Source organism: Acinetobacter sp. MYb191, assembly GCF_037572605.1.
In the GTDB taxonomy this organism is placed as follows: domain Bacteria; phylum Pseudomonadota; class Gammaproteobacteria; order Pseudomonadales; family Moraxellaceae; genus Acinetobacter; species Acinetobacter johnsonii.
This window is the reverse complement of record NZ_JBBGZP010000008.1, coordinates 69,332-90,996: the sequence shown is the minus strand read 5'-3', so window position 1 is coordinate 90,996 and position 21,665 is coordinate 69,332. Positions and strand designations below refer to the sequence as shown.

The following is a 21,665-nucleotide window of genomic DNA, read 5'->3' as shown; positions in this document are numbered from 1 at the left end:
TGTCATTTCCATTGCCAACCAATTGCCGCACCTGCGCCGAAATCACCTTCGCTATTGGTTGTTACAGCTACTTTGTATACATATTTGTTACTTTCAGTCACACCACTGAGACCAAAAGCATAACCTTGCTCACCTTCCCATGTACCCACACCAGCACTCAACATGTTGTAGCCAGCATCTGTCGGTTGCGGTAAAGATGCTATTGCGATACTTGATGCTACTGCTGCATAGGTTCGATCTTCAAGTTTTCGCATGTCTCTGTTCAAGGCATTTACACGGCTATCGGTATAAGCATTTGCTTGGTTGAGAGTTTGTTGCCCAACTTGGTTCACATAAGTTTTTGCTTCATTCAGAATGTAGGTGTCAGCAGCATCCATCACTTCTTTAGAAATACCATTGGTACCGTTTGTACCTTTAAGGCTGGCCAACCATTGAGTAATGCTACCCTCAAAGCCATTACCAACTGCAACATCATAAGCACTAAAACCTGTTGCACCTGTCATCCCTGTATTACCCATATCGCCTTTTAAGCTCGCGAGCCATTCAGTGATGGTACCGTCAAAACCATTAACTTGCGCAACTTGATAAGCATTATATCCTGTCGCTCCCGTTTCACCTTGCACACCTTGGATACCTTGCTCACCCTGTAAGCCTTGGAGGCCTTGTTCACCTTGTGCTCCAGTATCTCCTTTCACACCTTGTAAACCTTGTTCACCTTGCGCTCCAGTATCTCCTTTCACACCTTGCAAACCTTGTTCACCTTGCGCTCCAGTTGCACCTGTTGCTCCAGTGTCACCTTTCACACCTTGTAAACCTTGGAGACCCTGTTCACCTTGTGCTCCAGTATCTCCTTTCACACCTTGTAAACCTTGTTCACCTTGCGCTCCAGTTGCGCCTGTTGCTCCAGTATCTCCTTTCACACCATCAAGACCGTTAAGACCATCTACGCCATCCTTACCATCAATACCATTGCTTCCGTTAATGCCATCTACACCATCTTTACCATTAAGGCCGTTAAGACCATCTACACCATCTCTACCATCAAGACCATTGGTTCCATTAATGCCATCTACGCCATCTTTACCATCAAGACCGTTGATTCCGTTAATGCCATCCACACCATCTTTACCATCTAGACCGTTGATTCCGTTAATGCCATCTACACCATCTTTACCATTAAGACCGTTAAGACCATCTACGCCATCTTTACCATCTAGACCGTTGGTTCCGTTAATGCCATCTACGCCATCCTTACCATCAATACCATTGGTTCCGTTAATTCCATCTACGCCATCTTTACCATCAAGACCGTTAAGACCATCTACACCATCAATACCATTGGTTCCGTTAGTGCCATCTGCACCATCTGTTCCTTGCAAACTCTCTAACCATGCCTCCTCTGTACCTATAAAACCATTGTTCACAGCTACCTGATAAGCACTATCACCATCAGCCCCTGCAGGTCCTGCGGGTCCTGGTATTCCACTTCCGGGACAACTACCTGTATCTTGATTAGAGTTACACGAACCTGCAAAAACATTTGTATTCGCTGTCATTAAAATCGCACTTAAAACAAGCACGTTCATAGCAAACCTTTGTAGACAATGGTTTGGCTTAAGTGTTTGTAGATTCATTGCAGCAGAAACTGCAGTACTAATATGAGTATGTTCTTGTTTTAAGTTCTGACCAGAGACTTTCGTTATCTGGCTGTCTGGATTGCCCAAGACATTTGTATCTATTTTGTTCATATCTGTCTGCCTTTCTTTTAGTTTTGTTTTTTTATTACACTCCTATTTTTTGTGATACACATCACCATTTATTGGTATTTAGTGCTTTATTTCAAAATTAAAAATGCAAGAAAAATAAGCTAACCATATGAATAGACGAAAAAAAACCCACAAAATGTGGGTTTTTCTTACTATTAAAACTTACGCTTCAACAGTTACGTAGCGACGGCCAAACTGACCTTTCACTTCGAATTTTACTACGCCGTCAGCGGTTGCAAACAAAGTATGGTCACGGCCCATACCAACGTTTTGACCTGCGTGGAATTCTGTACCACGTTGACGAACGATGATGTTACCAGCAGTCACAGATTGACCACCGTAAATTTTAACACCAAGCATTTTAGGGTTCGAATCACGACCGTTCTTAGTCGAACCACCGGCTTTTTTAGTTGCCATGTCTCATTACTCCTCGTGATTAGCCTGAAATAGCTGTAATTTTCAACTCAGTGAACCATTGACGGTGACCTTGTTGTTTACGGTAGTGTTTACGACGACGCATTTTTACAATACGGATTTTGTCGTGACGACCATGGCTAACTACTTCAGCAGTTACAGTAGCGCCAGCAACAACTGGAGCACCGATTTGAATGCTTTCGCCATTTACTAGCATTAATACGTCATCAAACGTAATAGTTGCGCCAGTTTCAGCTTTCAACAATTCAACTTTAAGGGTTTCACCCTCTACAACACGGTGCTGTTTACCACCGCTTTGGATTACTGCGTACATAATGTACTCCAAACATGCCCGTGTCGTCGTGCCGATAAAGGAAGATATCGATCTTAATACGAACGCCACTGGGGTTAATCAAGGGCAAGGATTTTAAGTGATATTGACTCAAACAACAAGAGATTTGCCGAACTTATTAGACTAAATTAACGATTATTTAATAATCGAGAAAAACTCAATCAACAAATTACAGTTCAACTCTGGCTTGACTTTGCTTACAATGAAATAGATTTTTAAAATCAATCCGCTATAGTATGGATGAATTGATTTTTTAAAATGTAAATAAGCCTACAAATGCAGTACGCTTATACATTGGGGAAATAAGGAACTGTCTTTAGTAAAATATAGCCTCGCACGCTAGCGAGTCTTATTTATGATTGAAATGAATCATTTAGACATGTATCCCTATTTACACAATACTGGTAATGCTGATTTTTATCACTTTATATAGATGAGGCCGCTCTTCAAATGACCATCGACTTTAAGCAAGATATTCTCGCCCCTGTAGCTCAAGACTTTGCCACGATGGACACATTTATTAATGAAGGCATTACCTCTAAAGTGGCATTGGTCATGGCGGTGAGTAAACATGTGGTTGAAGCAGGTGGTAAACGCATGCGTCCCATTATGTGTTTATTGGCTGCCAAAGCCTGTGGTGCAGAAGACCTGGAACGCCAGCGTAAACTTGCTGCCATCATTGAAATGCTGCATACCGCAACCTTAGTTCATGATGATGTGGTCGATGAATCTGGCTTACGTCGTGGTCGCCCAACGGCCAACGCGACTTGGAATAATCAGACCGCAGTACTGGTTGGTGACTTTCTAATTTCACGTGCCTTTGATTTATTGGTCGATCTCGGTGATATGACCTTACTCAAAGATTTTTCTACAGGGACTTGTGAAATTGCCGAAGGTGAAGTGCTACAACTTCAAGCACAGCACCAACCTGAAACCACAGAACAAACGTATTTAGATATTATTCACGGTAAAACGTCACGTTTATTTGAACTGGCAACTGAAGGGGCTGCCATTCTTTCTGGGACACCGCAGTACCGTGAACCACTACGTTTATTTGCAGGCCACTTTGGCAATGCCTTTCAAATCATTGATGATATTTTAGATTACACCTCAGATGCTGAAACATTAGGTAAAAATATTGGCGATGATTTAATGGAAGGCAAACCGACTTTGCCGTTAATCTCAGCATTGAAAAATACAACGGGTGAAGAACATGACATTGTTCGTCGAAGTATTGCGACAGGTGGAACAACAGATCTTAATCAAGTCATTGCTATCGTAAACAGTTCTGGCGCACTAGATTACTGCCGACAACGGGCGCATGAAGAAACCGAAGCCGCACTTCAAGCATTACGGGCTTTACCTGACAGCCAATATCGTCAAGCACTGGTCAATTTAACCCAACTGGCTTTACATCGAATTCAATAACAAATGATGCTTTAAAATGTTTTTAACTTGCCTATGCATATAAAATTTAATGATCTTTTCTCTCAAATGCAGCAACAGCTTGAGCAACCTCAAGCTGTTTTAAATGATCAACTTTTAATTGAGTTGGTGGAACGTATTCGTCCAATAGATGCGTATCAAACCGATGAAATCCATCACAAATTTCAGGCGCTCATTCAAGCATTACTCATTACACCCGATGCCGCATCGACCTTACAAAGCTTTGTGCTGCGGCTTATTTCCCAATATAAACAAACCAGTCTTTATGCCGATACAGGTATCTTGTCTTTAGATGGGTTTTGGAACCAATTGTCACAGCGTTTAGGGGCACATTTTCTCCCGCTGATTAATGACGAAACTCAACTACAAGATTTAGTCCGTCGCGTTTTCCCCAACCGAAGTGATAAATATTGGCTCGATAACATCCGGGACAGTGACTGGCTACAACTGCTGAACCTGCTCAATCACGGGCATGCCAATCAAAAAGAAAAAGTCAAAATTCGCAGTGAAGTGATTAAAGCCATTACGGTGCTGTCTTATCGGATTAGTGGTATTGGTTTATATCCAGAGTTTATTAATGCGCATCCTGAACTGACCGAATATGAATCGCCTTTTTTAGTTCAGAACCGCGAAATTATCGAGTTTATTCAACAGTATAAAAAGGCACATCAAGAGGCAGAAACCTCGAGTGTGGTTGCCCCACCCGACGCCTCTCAAGCACTGGTCATGATTGAGCAGTGTCGTGATGTAGTATTAAAAATTCGCCGTGCGACCAAACGCATTGGGGTCAGTGTCAGTTTAACCTATCTGATTTCCTTACTTGAGCAATGCTTAGACCGCGTCGAATTGTTGCTCAATTTAATTGTAGAAGAAGGCGAAGCACACTATGAAGCGGTGAGTCTGCTCTTAGTCGACATTACGGCTGCGATTTATAGTGAACGGAGTGTACGCTCTTTACTGACGACCAATAGTGAATTGATTGCTTTACAGGTGACTGAAAATGCTAGTAAAACGGGCGAACACTATGTAAGTACAGACAAACAAGGCTTTTTAGCCATGTATAAGTCCGCAGCGGGTGCGGGTGTCATCATTGCAACCATGGCCACCCTGAAAATATTGTCGGCACGGATGATCATGGCACCGCTCATGCAAGCCTTTGTTTACAGCATGAATTACTCATTGGGGTTTATGCTGATTCATGTCTTGCACTTTACCGTAGCAACAAAGCAACCAGCAATGACAGCGGCGGCACTCGCGGCAACCGTACAACAGCGCAAAGGTTCAAAAACAGCGCAAATTGCTGAATTAGCAGCGCTGATTATTAATATTATTCGCACCCAATTTATTGCTATTTTGGGCAATATCTCAATTGCCATCCCTGTTGCCGCGTTTATTACGTGGGCATGGGCAACTGGCATGCATGAACCGCTACTCAACCATGCAAAAGCGGCGAAAGTTTTACATGACTTAAACCCTTTTACCTCTTTGGCTATTCCGCATGCCGCCATTGCGGGTGTCTGTTTGTTTTTATCGGGACTTTTGGCAGGCTATTTTGACAATATGGCGGTTTATCGCAAAGTTGGCCCTCGCTTAAAAGCACACCCTCGTCTCAAAACGATCATGGGGCAAGAACGACTCGATAAATTTGCAGGCTATATAGAACGCAACTTAGGTGCGTTGGCGGGTAATTTTCTGTTCGGGATTATGTTAGGAAGTATGGGAACCATTGGTTATATTTTGGGCTTACCCCTAGATATTCGCCATATTGCCTTTGCTTCAGCAAACTTCATTCAAGGTCTGATGAATATTAATGGTAGTCCTGAGATTGGCTTGATTATTGTATCTTTCCTCGGGGTACTCGCTATTGGTCTGACAAACTTATTTGTTAGTTTTACCCTCACGATTATTGTGGCTTTACGTGCACGTCGGGTACGTTTTGAACAGTGGAAACCGTTAGCAAAATTGGTTTTAACCCATTTTCTAACGCGACCAAGTGACTTCTTTTGGCCACCGAAAGTACCTCTTGAAGTTGATGAAAGTTCGAACAATACAAAACACCATACAAAATGATTTTGTACCGATTTTGAGCTCTTGTTACACTGTGAACAAAATTTTATACATGATTAATCAACACTTGAATTAAAGTGTACTGATGAGTACACTTTAACCCAGTAAATAACCGCGCTTAAATCGGTTGAAATGACACGAGTTCCAGCATGCCTTACTTGTTGCTTTTTATCGGTATTATTTTATTTATAATCAGTGCATTAGCTCTAATCATTCAACCACTCACAGCTTTAGATCTGGCGATGGTCGAATATTTCAGCACATTAAGAACTGAGCCTATAGATAAACTTGCAATACTTTTATCGGCACTCGGTGGCATGCCGTTTGTATTATTTCTAACCACTCTATGGTGTTTCCATCGTGCATGGTATAAAAAGTATAGAGATGTTGTTTTTATTGGTTTAGGCGTTGTTGGAAGTATTGCTTCTGCTTGGTTACTTAAATTTCTAATTTCAAGACCACGCCCACCAGAAATGTTTCACCTAGTGACGAGCTATGGTGCTTCCTTTCCGAGTGCGCACAGTATGTATGCTGCCACTTTGGCGTGTCTTGCCATTTTCTTAAGTCGACCATTTCCTGCACATCGTTATGTTGTATGCATTGCTCTTTTATGGATGCTGATGATGGGAATTTCAAGAGTCTATCTTGGAGTACACTTCCCATCCGACGTTCTCGCAGGTTGGAGCATTAGTATTATCTGGATTTCACTGCTTTACATCTTGTGTGGCAGATATACCCAATTAAATACAAATTATTTTTAGATAAGAATCTAATCGAGGTGGAACAATGATGTCGGCAAAGCTTTGGGCCCCAGCCCTTACCGCTTGCGCATTAGCAACGAGTATTGCACTTGTTGGTTGTAGCAAAGATCCAAAGGATGCGCAGCAAGCTGGCGCTTCTCAACAAATGCCACCTACTGAAGTCGGTGTCATTGTTGCACAACCGCAAAATGTAGAACAATCTGTAGAGTTATCTGGCAGAACCACGGCATTTGAAATCTCTGAAGTTCGCCCACAAACGAGTGGAATCATTCTAAAACGTTTGTTTGCGGAAGGCAGTTATGTACGTGAAGGCCAGGCACTTTATGAACTTGATTCTCGTACCAACCGCGCAACATTTGATAATGCCAAAGCAGCATTATTACAACAAGAAGCGAATTTAAGCACACTCAGAACCAAACTGAATCGTTATCAGCAACTGGTTTCAAGCAACGCTGTTGCGAAACAAGACTATGACGACTTAGTGGGTCAAGTAAATGTCGCTGAGGCACAAGTCGCAGCAGCACGTGCTCAAGTTAAAAATGCTGAAGTGGACTTAGGTTATTCAACCATCCGCTCACCAATTTCAGGTCAAACCAACCGCTCTACAGTTACTGCCGGTGCTTTGGTGACTGCAAACCAAACAGAACCATTGGTGACGATTCAACGTTTAGACCCGATCTATGTTGATATCAACCAATCGAGCTCTGAACTTCTTCGTTTACGTCAACAATTGAGTAAAGGTAGCTTAGACAGCAGTAACAACACCCGTGTGAAGCTGAAACTTGAAGATGGCAGTGACTATCCAATCGAAGGCCGTTTAGCGTTCTCTGATGCTAGTGTCAATCCAGATACAGGGACAGTGACGATTCGCGCGGTATTCCCAAACCCGAATCACTTGTTGCTTCCTGGTATGTTTGCCAATGCACAAATCGTTCAAGGCGTAATCCCGAATGCGATGTTAGTGCCGCAAATTGCAGTCACTCGCACACCAACAGGTCAAGCGATGGCAATGATTGTGAATGACAAAGGCATCGTAGAGCCTCGTCAAATCACCACAGTTGGTATTCAAGGCCAAGACTGGATTGTGACTGAAGGCCTTAAAACAGGTGAAAAAGTTATTGTTGACGGAATAGCGAAAGTTAAAGCTGAACAGAAAGTTGTTGCGAAGCCGTATCAACCTAAAGCAGCAGCACCTCAAGCTCCAACAACGGATGCTAAAAAGACAGAAGCTGGTGCGAAAACTGAACAAAAAGCTACTTCAAACGCATAAGGGGTAGACTGAATGGCTCAATTTTTTATTCATCGCCCCATTTTTGCGTGGGTGATTGCACTGGTGATTATGTTGGCGGGTATTCTCACGCTGACAAAAATGCCAGTTGCCCAATATCCGACGATTGCACCGCCCACGGTGACAATCTCTGCAACTTATCCGGGTGCTTCTGCACAGACTGTTGAAAACACGGTCACCCAGATCATTGAACAACAAATGAATGGTCTGGATGGTCTACGTTATATCTCTTCAAACAGTGCAGGTAATGGTCAAGCGTCTATTAACTTGAACTTTGAACAAGGCATCGATCCTGATATTGCTCAAGTTCAAGTACAGAACAAACTGCAATCGGCAACGGCGCTTTTACCTGAAGATGTACAACGTCAAGGTGTAAAAGTCACCAAGTCTGGTGCGAGCTTTATGCAGGTTCTTGCATTTTACTCTCCAGATGGAAGCCTATCTGCGTCAGACATTAAAGACTATGTAAACTCAAACATCTCTGAACCGCTTAGCCGTGTTGCGGGTGTGGGTGAACTTCAAGTCTTTGGTGGTTCATACGCAATGCGTATTTGGCTAGACCCTGCCAAAATGACCAGCCTACAAGTGACACCAACTGATATTGCAGCTGCGATTAATGCGCAAAACTCGCAAGTGGCGGTAGGTCAGTTAGGCGGTGCACCATCTGTGCAAGGTCAAGTGCTGAACGCAACAGTGAATGCTCAAAGCATGTTGCAAACCCCTGAACAATTTAGAAATATTTTTCTAAAAAATACAGCTTCAGGTGCTCAAGTTCGCTTGGGTGATGTTGCGCGTGTTGAACTCGGTTCAGATAACTATCAATTTGACTCTAAATTTAATGGTAAAGCTGCGGGCGGTGTTGCCATTAAACTGGCAACAGGCGCTAATGCACTAGATACTGCTGCGGCTGTTGAAGAACGCTTAAGTGAACTACGCAAAAACTATCCAGATGGTTTAAAAGATCAACTGGCTTATGACACTACACCGTTTATTAAGTTGTCGATTGAAAGTGTTGTACACACATTAATTGAAGCTGTCGTGTTGGTGTTCATTGTCATGTTCTTATTCTTACAGAACTGGCGTGCTACGGTTATTCCAACATTGGCTGTTCCAGTGGTTGTCTTGGGTACATTTGCTGTCATTAACATCTTCGGTTTCTCAATCAACACGCTCACCATGTTTGCGATGGTCTTAGCCATTGGCCTTCTGGTCGATGATGCGATTGTTGTGGTGGAAAACGTCGAACGTGTCATGCAAGAAGAACACCTCGACCCTGTGGCTGCGACCGAAAAATCAATGCAACAGATTTCTGGTGCCTTGGTCGGTATTACCAGTGTATTAACTGCGGTATTCGTACCGATGGCATTCTTTGCGGGGACAACGGGTGTTATTTACCGTCAGTTCTCGATTACGCTAGTTACCGCAATGATTTTGTCACTGATCGTGGCATTAACATTCACCCCTGCCCTGTGTGCAACCTTGTTAAAACAACATGATGCAAACAAGCCAGAAAGTAATAATATTTTTGCGCGATTCTTCCGTTGGTTTAACAGTAGCTTTGAAAAAGTTGCCGTGAAATACCAAGGTGGTGTCAACCGCATGACGCACCATAAAATATTCTCTGGTGTGGTTTATCTACTGGTGCTTGCAGGTTTATTCGGTCTGTATAAAGCCTTACCTTCTTCATTCTTACCAGATGAAGACCAAGGCGTCGTCATGACTTTAGTTCAGCTTCCACCAAGTGCAAGCCTTGAACGTACAGACAAAGTCGTGTCTAGCATGACGGATTATTTCCTGAATAAAGAAAAAGAGCATGTAGAGTCGATCTTTACAGTTTCTGGTTTCTCGTTCACAGGTGTCGGTCAAAACGCGGGTCTTGCCTTTATTAAACTGAAGGACTGGAGTGAGCGTACGACACCTGAGTCGCAAATTGGTGCCATCATTCAGCGCGGCATGTCATTAAACATGATTAAAGATGCATCTTACATCATGCCATTACAGTTACCTGCAATGCCTGAGTTAGGTGTGTCGGCTGGTTTTGACATCCAGTTGAAAGATGCAAGTGGTCAAGGTCATGAGAAATTGATTGCTGCACGTAATGCTATTTTAGGTATGGCTGCACAAGACAAACGTCTTGCAGGCGTCCGTCCTAATGGTCAAGAAGATACACCACAGTACCAAATCAACATTGATCAAGCGCAAGCGGGTGCAATGGGTGTGAGTATTGCGGATATCAATACAACCATGAGCATGGCTTGGGGTGGTACCTATATCAATGACTTCGTTGACCGTGGTCGTGTGAAAAAGGTATACGTCCAAGGTGAAGCAAATACACGTATGATGCCTGAAGACTTGAACAAGTGGTATGTGCGTAATAGCAGTGGCACGATGGTTCCTTTCTCAGCATTTGCAACAGGCGAATGGACTTATGGTTCACCACGTCTAGAGCGTTATAACGGTGTATCTTCTGTAAACATCCAAGGTACTCCAGCACCGGGCGTAAGTTCGGGTGATGCGATGCTCGCGATGGAAGAAATTATTGCCAAGTTACCGTCTATGGGCTTACAAGGTTTCGACTATGAATGGACAGGTTTATCTTTAGAAGAACGTGATTCGGGCAATCAAACAGGTCCGCTCCTTGTTCTTTCGATGCTTATTGTCTTCTTATGTCTTGCCGCATTGTATGAAAGCTGGTCTATCCCTGTTTCAGTATTGCTAGTTGTACCACTAGGTATACTTGGTGCATTTGCATTGACATGGTTAGGTATGATCATTAAGGGCGATCCAAACTTATCGTTTAACATCTACTTCCAAGTTGCAATTGTTGCCGTGATTGGTCTTTCTGCGAAAAATGCGATCTTGATCGTAGAGTTTGCAAAAGAGTTGCAAGAACAAGGTGAAGACTTGTTTGATGCAACCCTTCATGCTGCAAAAATGCGTTTACGCCCAATTATCATGACCACCCTTGCTTTCGGTTTTGGTGTCCTTCCGCTTGCCCTTTCAACAGGCGCTGGTGCAGGTAGTCAACACTCGGTAGGCTTTGGTGTCCTTGGTGGTGTAATTAGTTCTACACTGTTGGGTATTTTCTTCATTCCAGTATTCTTTGTTTGGATTCGTAGTATTTTCAAATACAAACCTAAGAAACAAAATAATCAGGAGCAAACATCGTGATGCAAAAAGTATGGTCTATTTCAGGTCGTAGCATTGCGGTATCTGCACTTGCGCTTGCTTTGACTGCATGTCAAAGCATGCGTGGTCCAGAACCCGTCGCTCAAGCGGATATCCCAACAGGATATATTGGTTCAACGACAGGTCCATCTGTTGCAGAACAAGGCTATAAAGACTTTTTTGCTGATCAGCGTTTAGTCCAAGTCATCGAGTTAGCACTAGCCAATAACCGTGACCTCCGTACGGCGACTTTAAATATTCAACGTGCTCAGCAAGCGTATCAAATTAGCGAAAACAACCAACTGCCAACCATTGGTGCAAGTGGTAGTGTGCTTCGCCAAGATACACTCAGCAGCAACAAACCCATGACAACGTATAATGTTGGCCTTGGCGTAACTGCGTATGAATTAGACTTTTGGGGTCGTGTTCGTAGCTTAAAAGACAATGCTTTAGACAGCTATTTAGCGACTCAAAGTGCACGTGATGCAACACAAATTTCGTTGATTGGTCAGGTTGCACAAGCATGGCTGAGCTATTCGTTTGCCAATGCCAACTTAAAACTGGCAGACCAAACCTTAAAAGCACAGCTTGAATCATACAATCTGAACAAAAAACGTTTTGATGTGGGTATCGACAGCGAAGTCCCTGTACGTCAAGCGCAAATTTCGGTTGAAACCGCACGTAATGACGTTGCGAACTACAAGACTCAACTTGCACAAGCACAGAACTTACTCAACCTGTTGGTGGGTCAACCTGTTCCTGCAAACTTATTGTCTCCTCAACCTGTGAAACGCATTACCCAAAGTACGGCGTTGACAGCGGGCTTGCCAAGCGACTTGTTAAATAACCGTCCTGATATCCGTGCTGCGGAATATCAATTGTCTGCTGCGGGTGCCAATATTGGTGCTGCAAAAGCACAGTTGTACCCAACCATCAGCTTAACAGGCACAGCGGGTTATGCATCGACAGATTTAAGCGATTTGTTTAAATCAGGTGCCTTTGTCTGGTCACTTGGCCCAAGCTTGGATATTCCAATCTTTGACTGGGGCACACGTCGTGCCAATGTGAAGATTTCAGAAACTGACCAAAAAATTGCGTTGTCAGATTATGAAAAAACCATTCAAACCGCTTTCCGTGAAGTGAATGATGCCTTGGCAGTACGTGAAAATATTGGTGACCGTCTAGCAGCGCAACGTCGTCTGGTAGATGCAACCAACACCACCTATAAGCTTTCAACGGCCCGCTTCCGTGCAGGTATCGATAACTACCTCACCGTACTTGATGCACAGCGTACATCGTACTCAGCGGAACAAGGTTTGTTATTGCTTGAACAAGCAAACTTGAACAACCAAGTTGAAGTGTATAAAACCCTCGGTGGCGGCGTAAAAGCTAATACGTCTGATCAAGTGGTGAAACAACCTTCATCTTCAGATGTGAAATACAACAAAACAGCAAACTAAGGTTTGCAACATCAAAAGCTCACTTCGGTGGGCTTTTTTATTGCTTTTTGCTGAGCAATTTCCTATCTTCAAAGATAATCAAATCATTTGAATATTGAACATTATGCTTTTAAGTAACCTTGAGTCTGTTCCTGGACATACCATTTCTCAACAACTGGATGTGGTCTATGGCAGTACGGTTCGAAGTAAACATGTCGGGCGCGACTTTTTGGCAGGGTTAAAAAATATTGTCGGTGGTGAACTCACTGCCTATACCGAGCTTTTAGAAGAATCCCGCCAAGAAGCCATGAATCGTATGATTGCAAAAGCACAAGGCTTAGGGGCCAATGCCATTGTAGGTATTCGTTTTTCAACCTCAAACATTGCCCAAGGTGCCTCTGAGTTATTTGTTTATGGCACTGCGGTCTGTGTCACGCCGTTAGACAACCATCTCCCCGATCCATTTCCAACACAGGCCTAAGCGATGGAAAGTTTAGTTTTCCAACTGCTGATCTTTGCGGTGCTGTTTAGCGTCGGTTTTGGCTTTGGTCGTTATAACGAGCGCAAACATTTAGCGGAGCTTGAACAGAATGAGAAACGCCTCGCCTACATTACCATGGGGAACTTACGCAAAGTAAGCTTCGAGCAGTCTGGGCACATGATCAGCAGCAATGTGGTGATTTCTCATGATTATTTCAAATATGTACTGGCTACCGTGCAAAACTTTTTGGGTGGTAGACTCACCAGCTATGAAAGTGTCGTCGATCGTGCCCGTCGTGAAGCTATTGTCCGACTCAAACTTGAAGCGGAAAAACACGGCGCAACGCATATCGCTTGTATGCGACTGGCGACCACAGAAATGGGCATGCAAGGTGGTATGGTCGAAGTCTTTGCTTATGGGACTGCCATTCAAAATCCTTAAACAGCCACTATTAGCCAATCATCCATTCACTAAACTCAAACAGCATGAGCGTTCAAAATAGCTCATGCTCGCTCACCTTCTATCGTACATTCGGATGGCAGATTGCTCACTAGAGCATAATTCTCTACACTGAACACAATAAAAATGGACATTACCTACACTGTAAATAGGTCACAGATAATGAAATCTTTAGCACTGAAAATAAGTATGGCTGTACTCAGCATGATTCCACTTGTAGCCAAAGCTGAATTAATTGTACTGGCATCGCCTCAAAGTAATGATGCGTACTATGCAAAAATGATTGATGATATTTTTGATTTTCACGTCGATTATGCAAAAAAAATTATTAAAAATGGAGACAATGTCGTTGTTCTGACGGACAAAGGCCTCTACCCCGACTATGTCAAAGCCTTGGGCAAAAAGCATGTGGCAATCGCACCGATGCATGACATTTGGATGCGCGACTTCACCAGTGCCAATCCAGCTCAACCCGTCATGTTCCGCTACACGGCGGCAGGACAAGGTGGCGCTAAAAAAGGTCAGGCCATTTCAGATGAAGTGCAAGACGAATTTAAATACTACAGCCAAAAGGCTGGCTTACAGTTTACGCAAAGCAAACTGTTGAATGATGGCGGAAACTGGGTTGAAGATGGTTATGGTAATGTCGTCCTCAGCACCAAATTCCTAGCGGATAACGAGCTCACCGAAAGCGAAGCCCGTAAGAAACTCATGGCGCTGACGGGTGCAAAGCAGATTGCGTTCATTGAAGCCGATGAACAAGGGGGCTTGGAACATGCCGATGGCGTGGTCAGCTTTGTTGACCAAAACACCTTGGTGATTAACTCTTACCCTGAAGATCCCGACTATGCCAAGCAACTCAAAGCAGATTTAAAGCGCGGCATTCCCAATGTTAAAATTCGTGAAATCATCACCCCTTATGATGGCAGCGAAATCTACGATGAAAAATTTGGTTCTGCATGTGGCCTATACACCAATATGCTGGTGACGCCTGAACGGATTTACTTCCCGCAATTTGGGATTAAAGAAGATGCTGTCGCTTTACAGCAAATTCGTAGCGTAACCAAACGTACTGTTGTTCCAGTACAGTCTTCTAATGTCTGTCATATGGGCGGCGGTGTACGTTGTATGTCTTGGCAAGTTCGTGGGAAAAATGCGGAATTGTTCTTAAACTATTTAAATAAAATCAGTAAGTAGTACAGTGCGGCTCCCCTATCAATACATGGGGGGATGAGATATGTGAACATCATGATCCCAAAAAGCAGGTGGAAGTGACTTTCCTCCTGCCTTTTTCAATTTACTTCACTTTCATCTTACGAATCATTTTATACAACGTTGTAGGCGATAAACGAGACACCAGAACACCCATTTTCTCTTTGCGACCGCCGACTACGATGTATTCTTCACCTTTAAGTAATGCACTCACCACCGTTTGCGCAAAAATATCGGGTTCTAAACCATTTTCAATCGCTTCGTCTTGATGACCCTGTGGTTTACCCTCGCCATTTAAAGCATTAAACGAGACATTGGTTTTAACAAAGCCAGGGAAAATCACCGATACATCTACGCCCTCATTGGCCACTTCGGCACGCAGGCTATTTGCCCACATATGAATGGCAGCCTTGGCTGCTGAATAGCTGGCACGGTACTGCGTCCCCAACAACCCCGCAACACTCGAAACAAAAGCAATACGGCCAGATTTTTGCGCTAAAAATGTCGGCAGAACGGTTTTGGTTAAAAACACTTGTGAGAAATAATCCACTTCCATAATCGCACGTTCAGTCTGCATGCTGGTGTCAGCAATCAAGGCACGCTGGCTTAACCCCGCATTATTAATCAGCCAATCAATTCGACCTTTTTTCTGTAGCACTTGCTCATAGGCATGGCGAACTTGAGCTTCGTCGGTAATGTCGGCACAAATGGAAATGTGTTGATCCGGATTCAGCAGCCCGACACGAACTTTTTCGAGTTCGTCAAACCGTCTTGCCGTGAGTACCACCTCTGCCCCTTGTAAAGCACATTCTTTAGCCAGTGCCTCACCTAACCCTGAAGATGCCCCCGTAATCCACACCACTTTAGCGTCTAAACTGTTTAACTGTGCCATGTCCTTATTGCCTCATACCGAAGTTTTATTTGCAGATTGATCATTTAAAAAAGTCAGGAAATGATCGAAATATTGACTCATCATCTGCGCATCATAGATACGCCCTAACTTATCAAAACGTTTATAGCCCAACTGAGTCGTTAAGTTAATCACCCCATTTAGTGTTTTATCGACCACCAGATTAAATTTAAGCATTTTTTTCGGTTCACGGACCAGACTGGTCACCCCTTGATCGACAATTTGCGTAAACACCTTCAAAGCTGGAGCAACATAACTGTTATTGCCTTTCTCCATCTGTTCCGCACAACCCAAAAGTTCAGTGACTAAGGTTTTTTCGACTGGGTAGCTTAAAAAATGTGTGCTCTCGGTGTCATACATCATTTGCTCTAGATAATTCACCATTGGAATTAGACGGTCATTTGAAAAAAAAGACACGGACCACGGCATGTACTTACGCATAGTGTCCACAATGTGCTGAATAATTTTCTCAGACTCCCCATCGCCTGAGGTAGACAAGCGTGCAAGATCGCCAAAGACTTGATCAATCACTTCACATGAAATATCCGCTAAAACCTCACCCAAAGGTTTGGCAAGACTTTGGCTTTCGCCGGCATTAAGCTGTTGATGAATGTGAGCAAAGCGTTGGTGAGTTTCAGGTTTTAATTTTAATGATATTTGATAAGTCATAGTGATCCCCCCTTTTTTTGATTTTTACTGCGAACAAAGCGCACTCTAGGTTTAGACACATCATAAAGCGCTCTGCATCATGTCGCAATTGCTAGATCAACGCATTTGCTTTACATGCCCCCATTTGCGATTTCTTTGCTACAATAGATGCAATTTTTTATCTACTTTTGAACTGTTTGAACTATGACTGATTCAGCGCAAAATATCGCTACAACTTACGATCCGACCGAGATCGAGAAAAAATGGTACCAAACTTGGGAAGAGCGTGGCTATTTCAAGCCCTCTGAAAAAGGTGAGTCATTTTGTATCATGATTCCGCCGCCAAACGTCACCGGTAGCTTGCACATGGGTCATGGTTTTAACAATGCCATTATGGATGCCTTAACACGCTACAACCGTATGTCAGGTAAAAATACCTTATGGCAACCGGGTACAGACCATGCGGGTATTGCCACGCAAATGGTGGTTGAACGTCAATTGGGTGCTCAAGGTGTCAGCCGCCATGACCTTGGCCGTGAAAAATTCATCGAAAAAATCTGGGAATGGAAAGAGCAATCAGGCGACACCATCACCCGTCAAATCCGTCGTTTAGGTTCATCAGTCGATTGGTCGCGTGAACGCTTCACCATGGATGAAGGTCTATCGAATGCCGTAAAAGAAGTGTTCGTTAAACTGCACGAAGACGGTTTGATTTACCGTGGAAAACGCCTAGTAAACTGGGACCCGAAACTACAAACCGCGCTTTCTGACTTAGAAGTTGAGTCGGATAAAGAAGAAGCAGGTTCCCTGTGGCACTTCAAATATTTCTTTGAAGATAAAAATCTACGTACCCATGATGGCAAAGACCACATCGTTGTCGCAACCACACGTCCTGAAACATTGTTGGGTGATACTGCTGTTGCTGTGGCACTAGATGATGAACGCTATACGCACCTTGTAGGTCAGAACATTATTCTACCAATTACAGGTCGTGCTGTTCCAATCGTTAAAGATGAATATGTGGATAAAGAATTCGGTACAGGCTGTGTGAAAATCACCCCTGCACATGACTTTAACGACTATGAAGTCGGTAAGCGCTGTGAACTTCCAATCATCAACATCTTCAATAAAAATGCAGAAGTATTGGCTGAGTTTGAATATATCGCGAAAGCGGGTGAACAAATCTCGAAAACCATTGCTGCCCCTGCGGACTATATTGGTTTAGAGCGTTTTGAAGCACGTAAAAAACTGGTTGAACAAGCAGAAAGTGAAGGCTGGTTAGATCAAATTCAACCATACACCTTGAAACCACCTCGCGGTGACCGTTCAGGTGTGATCGTTGAACCATTATTGACGGATCAATGGTATGTAAAAATTGCACCATTGGCGCAACCTGCCATTGAAGCGGTTCAAGACGGTCGTATCAAGTTTGTGCCTGAGCAATACAGCAACATGTACATGGCGTGGATGAACAACATTCAAGACTGGTGTATCTCTCGTCAACTTTGGTGGGGTCACCGTATCCCCGCTTGGTACGATGCTGAAGGCAACATCTATGTGGGTCGTGACGAAGCTGAAGTCCGTGCCAAAAACAACATCCCTGCTGATGTTGTGCTTAACCAAGACGAAGACGTACTCGACACATGGTTCTCTTCTGCGCTGTGGACATTCTCAACTTTAGGTTGGACTGGCGATGCCAAGAAAGATGCGGAAAACTATTTCCTCAATACTTTCCATCCAACGGATGTATTGGTGACTGGTTTTGACATCATCTTCTTCTGGGTTGCTCGTATGATTATGTTTACGATGCACTTCATGAAGAATGAAGATGGTACGCCACAAGTCCCGTTTAAAACGGTATACGTTCACGGTCTAGTTCGTGATGGCGAAGGTCAAAAAATGTCGAAGTCTAAGGGCAACGTGCTTGACCCACTGGATTTGATTGACGGTGTTGACCTTGAGACTTTGGTACAAAAACGTACTACAGGTCTAATGAACCCGAAACAAGCGGCGAAGATTGAAAAATCAACCCGTAAAGAGTTCCCAGAAGGCATTCAAGCCTATGGTACGGACGCAGTTCGTTTCACATTCTGCGCACTTGCCAACACCGGTCGTGACATTAAGTTCGACATGAAGCGTGTTGAAGGCTACCGTAACTTTGCCAACAAAATCTGGAACGCAACCCGTTTCGTGATGATGAACTGTGAAGAGCAAGTGATTGGCACTGAAGTTCGTCAAGACCTTTGGGAATTGCCTGAACAGTGGATCGTAAGCCGTCTGCAAAAAGCCGAAGCTGCGGTACAACAAGCCTTTGCAACTTACCGTTTAGACTTGGCTGCACAAGCAATTTACGAGTTCATTTGGAATGAATACTGTGACTGGTATGTCGAACTGACGAAACCTGTTCTGAACGATGAAAATGTATCGGTTGAGCGTAAAGCTGAAGTTCGTCGTGTACTTCTTGCGGTGATGGAAGCCTCTTTACGTCTTGCACACCCAATCATGCCGTATTTGACTGAAGAAATTTGGCAGACGCTTGCACCGAAACTTGGTATTTCTGCTGAAACGATCATGCTGGCGCAATACCCTGTTGCCAACCCTGAGCGTGTAAACGAACAAGCTGAAGCAGATATGCAATGGCTGCAAGGTTTGATTGGTGCAGTACGTAACATCCGTGGTGAAATGGGCTTAGGAAATGCACGTTTATTACCAGTTCTTCTACAAAATACCACTGAAGCAGAAAAAGCACAGATTGCGCGCATTGAACCATTGGTGAAAGCGTTGGCAAAAGTTGAAAGCATTACGTTCTTGGCTGATGCTGAGCAACCGCCATTGTCTTCTTCTTCTGTTGTAGGTCACGTGTCTGTCTTTGTTCCAATGAAAGGTTTAATTGACCCGAAAGCAGAATTGGGACGTTTGCAGAAAGACTTAGACAAAGTGCAAAAGCAACATGACGTCATTGCAGGCAAACTTTCTAATGAAGGTTTTGTAGCCAAAGCACCTGCGGCTGTGGTTGAAGGTGAGAAAGTTAAACTTGCTGAGTTTGCTGACCAATTAGCGAAAATTAAGCAAAGTATGGAGCAGATTGCTGCGCTTTAATTTATTGCTAAGCAGTTAAAAAATAAGCTAAAATCCCCTCGAATTCGAGGGGATTTTTATGCCGATACTTTATAACTTAGAACAAAATAAAAACTTTCTTAAATTTATTGATGATGATTTTAAGCTAGAAGATAAAAATATATATACTTTTTTGGTAGGCAAAAACTCTGTTGGAAAAAGCAGGCTTTTAAGAAGCATTATAATTCACGCTCTTGAAGAAAATAGATTCAATCAAATTATAGCTTTATCTAATACCCAATATCATAAATTCCCCGCATACCATGAATTACCAAGCAAAGATATTTGTATTAATAGCAAATATATAAGACTATCTTTTGAGGCTCGAACACCAATATTCTCGAGTAGATATGATTATAAAAAAAGAAATAACTACATTAATCCACAACTAGAATATATACTCAATTTCTTCGAAAAATATGAAATTAGATTTCGCAGGAATCTAAACACTAACATTAATTTCACTCAATCTATTGAAGCATTTATAACCAAATCCTCTTTGAAAGAAAAAAATTATTATAATCTACTTACCATTCTCGATTTTTTAAAACTTGATCATTATGTAAAATGTACTTTAATACCAATACATGGCTTTTCAAGTAATGAAATTAGTAAAAAAATTGAAAAATATTTTCAAGAATCAACAGATATTTCTATTGAAGAATTTGAGATTTTTCGAAATTTACGTGATAGCTTACATGACTTTAAGAGTTTAAAAACTTTTGATTTACTTCATTTAAGTTCATTCGAATTAAAAAGTATATCATTATTGATAGAATTAGGATTAGTAAGAGTATATAAAGTTTCTTTTTCTAAAAATAAAAACATATTTAATTATAGTGATTTAAGCTCTGGAGAACTTTCAGTTTTAAGCTTGATTTTGGGACTAACAGCTACTATTAAAGACGACTCACTAATTTGTATAGATGAACCTGAAATAAACTTACATCCTCAATGGCAAGAAAAAATAATCGAATTAATTGAACTAGTTTCAGAAAATTATTATGGTTGTCATTTTTTTATAGCCACCCACTCGCCACAACTAATTTCTGGAATTAAACAAAATAATAGTTTCATTTTAGATTTATCAAATAATCAGTTAAAAAATATAGGTACATTTAAAAATAGATCTTCAGATTTTCAATTATCTGAGATTTTTAATTTCCCTGGTAACAACAATGAATACTTAATTAGAAAGTTAATTATTATCTTAAATAAATTAAATACTGAAATTGATTTCTACCTAGATGAAGAAAGCAAAGCCCTGCTCGAACATTTAAGAAAATTAATCAAATATGAAAAAATAGATAAAGAAGATAAAGTATTTATTCTTTTCAATCTTATAGCTAGCTATAGAGGATGAAATGGAAATTTTTGTAATACCTGCAGAACTTAAAAGTTTTATAGATAGCTACGATAAAACAAATTATCAGTTATGGAATGATGAGGAAAATAAGGATATTAAAAATTTTCGTTCAGTAATTCGTAATCACTATTTATCTGAACAAAAACTCACTTGTTTCTATTGTAAGCAATATATTTTTTCTACTAATGGTTTGCATTGGCAAGTTGAGCATATTTTACCAAAATCTTTATTCCCACAATTCCTACTTGAACCTAAAAACTTAATTGTCATTTGTCCTGACTGTAATAGGGAAAAAGGAAATCAAAATCCTCATGTAGATGGTGACAGAGTATGTGGTCAACAAACATATCCAAGTGCCAGTGGTCGTTTTAAAATTATTCATCCATTCTTCGATAATTATGAGGAACACATTAAAAGAACTCGCTCCAATCATTGTGATTATCCAGACCACTACTTTTTCGAAGCGTGCGGTCCAAAAGCAAAAGCTACTTTCAGAATATTTGATTTAGATCGATTTAATAGAAATTTTGCAGGATTTCCAGATATGAGCGGTAAACAAGTTCAAACTATTGACGATCTTATCGAGCTTGACTTATCAACAGCTACATTCGAACAAAAACAAGAAGCTATCCTTAGAATTACCCAATCTATGAGAAGATAATTTATCCCCCACCCCAACCCTCCCCCATAGGGAGAGGGAGCCTCATTTAATTTAATACCAGCATGAATTTCTCAATGGAATTCCCTCTCCTGAGCGAGTTTTAAAGCACT

General features: G+C 42.1%; 17 protein-coding genes. 12 read left to right on the top strand and 5 right to left on the bottom strand.

Annotation, left to right across the window (positions count from 1 at the left end; all coding sequences use genetic code 11):
• Positions 1–2: 2 nt before the first annotated feature.
• From WH214_RS03575 to rplU, 3 genes are all read right to left on the bottom strand, one after another.
• Positions 3–1,748: a YadA-like family protein gene (locus WH214_RS03575; RefSeq protein WP_339992866.1), complete on the bottom strand. Its 1,746-nt coding sequence runs from the start codon at positions 1,746–1,748 to the stop codon at positions 3–5.
• 180 nt (positions 1,749–1,928) lie between these two features.
• Complete coding sequence (gene rpmA, locus WH214_RS03570; RefSeq protein WP_004695443.1) at positions 1,929–2,183, bottom strand: 50S ribosomal protein L27; 255 nt, start codon at positions 2,181–2,183, stop codon at positions 1,929–1,931.
• Between the two features lie 19 nt (positions 2,184–2,202).
• Positions 2,203–2,514, bottom strand: a complete 312-nt coding sequence (gene rplU / locus WH214_RS03565) for a 50S ribosomal protein L21 (protein WP_004651211.1) — start codon at positions 2,512–2,514, stop codon at positions 2,203–2,205.
• 468 nt (positions 2,515–2,982) lie between these two features.
• On the opposite strand from rplU, the gene sdsA reads away from it, so the two are divergent.
• The 9 genes from sdsA to WH214_RS03520 all read left to right on the top strand — a co-directional run bounded on the left by sdsA (position 2,983) and on the right by WH214_RS03520 (position 14,838).
• A complete protein-coding gene (gene sdsA / locus WH214_RS03560) occupies positions 2,983–3,960 on the top strand; it encodes an All-trans-nonaprenyl-diphosphate synthase (RefSeq protein ID WP_339422306.1) in 978 nt (325 codons plus the stop codon).
• A 33-nt stretch (positions 3,961–3,993) separates the two neighbouring features.
• A complete protein-coding gene (locus WH214_RS03555; protein WP_339422305.1) occupies positions 3,994–6,048 on the top strand; it encodes a site-specific recombinase in 2,055 nt (684 codons plus the stop codon).
• 146 nt (positions 6,049–6,194) lie between these two features.
• On the top strand, positions 6,195–6,806 hold the full coding sequence (locus tag WH214_RS03550; RefSeq protein ID WP_234964739.1) for a phosphatase PAP2 family protein: 612 nt from the start codon (positions 6,195–6,197) through the stop codon (positions 6,804–6,806).
• A gap of 25 nt (positions 6,807–6,831) precedes the next feature.
• Positions 6,832–8,076 carry an efflux RND transporter periplasmic adaptor subunit gene (locus tag WH214_RS03545; RefSeq protein ID WP_168158188.1) on the top strand — a complete coding sequence of 415 codons (1,245 nt, stop codon included), beginning with the start codon at positions 6,832–6,834 and terminating at the stop codon, positions 8,074–8,076.
• A 12-nt stretch (positions 8,077–8,088) separates the two neighbouring features.
• A complete protein-coding gene (gene adeJ / locus WH214_RS03540; protein WP_339422304.1) occupies positions 8,089–11,265 on the top strand; it encodes a multidrug efflux RND transporter permease subunit AdeJ in 3,177 nt (1,058 codons plus the stop codon).
• Complete coding sequence (adeK, locus tag WH214_RS03535; RefSeq protein ID WP_339422972.1) at positions 11,265–12,722, top strand: multidrug efflux RND transporter AdeIJK outer membrane channel subunit AdeK; 1,458 nt, start codon at positions 11,265–11,267, stop codon at positions 12,720–12,722. The genes adeJ and adeK overlap by 1 nt, the downstream gene beginning before the upstream one ends.
• A gap of 103 nt (positions 12,723–12,825) precedes the next feature.
• Positions 12,826–13,182: a YbjQ family protein gene (locus WH214_RS03530; protein ID WP_339422303.1), complete on the top strand. Its 357-nt coding sequence runs from the start codon at positions 12,826–12,828 to the stop codon at positions 13,180–13,182.
• A gap of 3 nt (positions 13,183–13,185) precedes the next feature.
• Complete coding sequence (locus WH214_RS03525) at positions 13,186–13,623, top strand: YbjQ family protein (RefSeq protein WP_339422302.1); 438 nt, start codon at positions 13,186–13,188, stop codon at positions 13,621–13,623.
• Between the two features lie 180 nt (positions 13,624–13,803).
• Positions 13,804–14,838 (top strand): agmatine deiminase family protein, encoded by a 1,035-nt coding sequence (locus WH214_RS03520; RefSeq protein WP_339422301.1) that lies wholly within the window; start codon positions 13,804–13,806, stop codon positions 14,836–14,838.
• Between the two features lie 100 nt (positions 14,839–14,938).
• On the opposite strand, the gene WH214_RS03515 is transcribed toward WH214_RS03520, so the two are convergent.
• Positions 14,939–15,745 (bottom strand): SDR family NAD(P)-dependent oxidoreductase, encoded by an 807-nt coding sequence (locus WH214_RS03515; protein WP_078389117.1) that lies wholly within the window; start codon positions 15,743–15,745, stop codon positions 14,939–14,941.
• A gap of 12 nt (positions 15,746–15,757) precedes the next feature.
• On the bottom strand, positions 15,758–16,432 hold the full coding sequence (locus WH214_RS03510) for a hypothetical protein (protein ID WP_078389116.1): 675 nt from the start codon (positions 16,430–16,432) through the stop codon (positions 15,758–15,760).
• A gap of 183 nt (positions 16,433–16,615) precedes the next feature.
• Between WH214_RS03510 and WH214_RS03505 the strand changes: the two genes are divergently transcribed.
• The 3 genes from WH214_RS03505 to WH214_RS03495 are packed head-to-tail and all read left to right on the top strand — an operon-like array spanning position 16,616 to position 21,555.
• Positions 16,616–19,510 (top strand): valine--tRNA ligase, encoded by a 2,895-nt coding sequence (locus tag WH214_RS03505; RefSeq protein ID WP_339422300.1) that lies wholly within the window; start codon positions 16,616–16,618, stop codon positions 19,508–19,510.
• 58 nt (positions 19,511–19,568) lie between these two features.
• Positions 19,569–20,891, top strand: coding sequence for an ATP-binding protein (locus WH214_RS03500; protein ID WP_339422299.1), 1,323 nt, complete (start codon positions 19,569–19,571; stop codon positions 20,889–20,891).
• Position 20,892: 1 nt separating this feature from the next.
• On the top strand, positions 20,893–21,555 hold the full coding sequence (locus tag WH214_RS03495) for an HNH endonuclease (RefSeq protein WP_339422298.1): 663 nt from the start codon (positions 20,893–20,895) through the stop codon (positions 21,553–21,555).
• Positions 21,556–21,665: the final 110 nt, after the last annotated feature.

Excerpts from the sequence above, each read along its gene's own strand:
- WH214_RS03575 (WP_339992866.1), bottom strand. The coding sequence starts at position 1,748 with ATGAACAAAATAGATACAAATGTCTTGGGCAATCCAGACAGCCAGATA.
- adeJ (WP_339422304.1), top strand. The coding sequence starts at position 8,089 with ATGGCTCAATTTTTTATTCATCGCCCCATTTTTGCGTGGGTGATTGCA.
- WH214_RS03495 (WP_339422298.1), top strand. The coding sequence starts at position 20,893 with ATGGAAATTTTTGTAATACCTGCAGAACTTAAAAGTTTTATAGATAGC.
- sdsA (WP_339422306.1), top strand. The coding sequence starts at position 2,983 with ATGACCATCGACTTTAAGCAAGATATTCTCGCCCCTGTAGCTCAAGAC.
- WH214_RS03500 (WP_339422299.1), top strand. The coding sequence starts at position 19,569 with ATGCCGATACTTTATAACTTAGAACAAAATAAAAACTTTCTTAAATTT.
- WH214_RS03545 (WP_168158188.1), top strand. The coding sequence starts at position 6,832 with ATGATGTCGGCAAAGCTTTGGGCCCCAGCCCTTACCGCTTGCGCATTA.
- rplU (WP_004651211.1), bottom strand. The coding sequence starts at position 2,514 with ATGTACGCAGTAATCCAAAGCGGTGGTAAACAGCACCGTGTTGTAGAG.
- WH214_RS03515 (WP_078389117.1), bottom strand. The coding sequence starts at position 15,745 with ATGGCACAGTTAAACAGTTTAGACGCTAAAGTGGTGTGGATTACGGGG.
- WH214_RS03510 (WP_078389116.1), bottom strand. The coding sequence starts at position 16,432 with ATGACTTATCAAATATCATTAAAATTAAAACCTGAAACTCACCAACGC.
- WH214_RS03555 (WP_339422305.1), top strand. The coding sequence starts at position 3,994 with ATGCATATAAAATTTAATGATCTTTTCTCTCAAATGCAGCAACAGCTT.
- WH214_RS03550 (WP_234964739.1), top strand. The coding sequence starts at position 6,195 with ATGCCTTACTTGTTGCTTTTTATCGGTATTATTTTATTTATAATCAGT.
- WH214_RS03505 (WP_339422300.1), top strand. The coding sequence starts at position 16,616 with ATGACTGATTCAGCGCAAAATATCGCTACAACTTACGATCCGACCGAG.
- WH214_RS03520 (WP_339422301.1), top strand. The coding sequence starts at position 13,804 with ATGAAATCTTTAGCACTGAAAATAAGTATGGCTGTACTCAGCATGATT.
- rpmA (WP_004695443.1), bottom strand. The coding sequence starts at position 2,183 with ATGGCAACTAAAAAAGCCGGTGGTTCGACTAAGAACGGTCGTGATTCG.
- WH214_RS03530 (WP_339422303.1), top strand. The coding sequence starts at position 12,826 with ATGCTTTTAAGTAACCTTGAGTCTGTTCCTGGACATACCATTTCTCAA.
- WH214_RS03525 (WP_339422302.1), top strand. The coding sequence starts at position 13,186 with ATGGAAAGTTTAGTTTTCCAACTGCTGATCTTTGCGGTGCTGTTTAGC.
- adeK (WP_339422972.1), top strand. The coding sequence starts at position 11,265 with ATGCAAAAAGTATGGTCTATTTCAGGTCGTAGCATTGCGGTATCTGCA.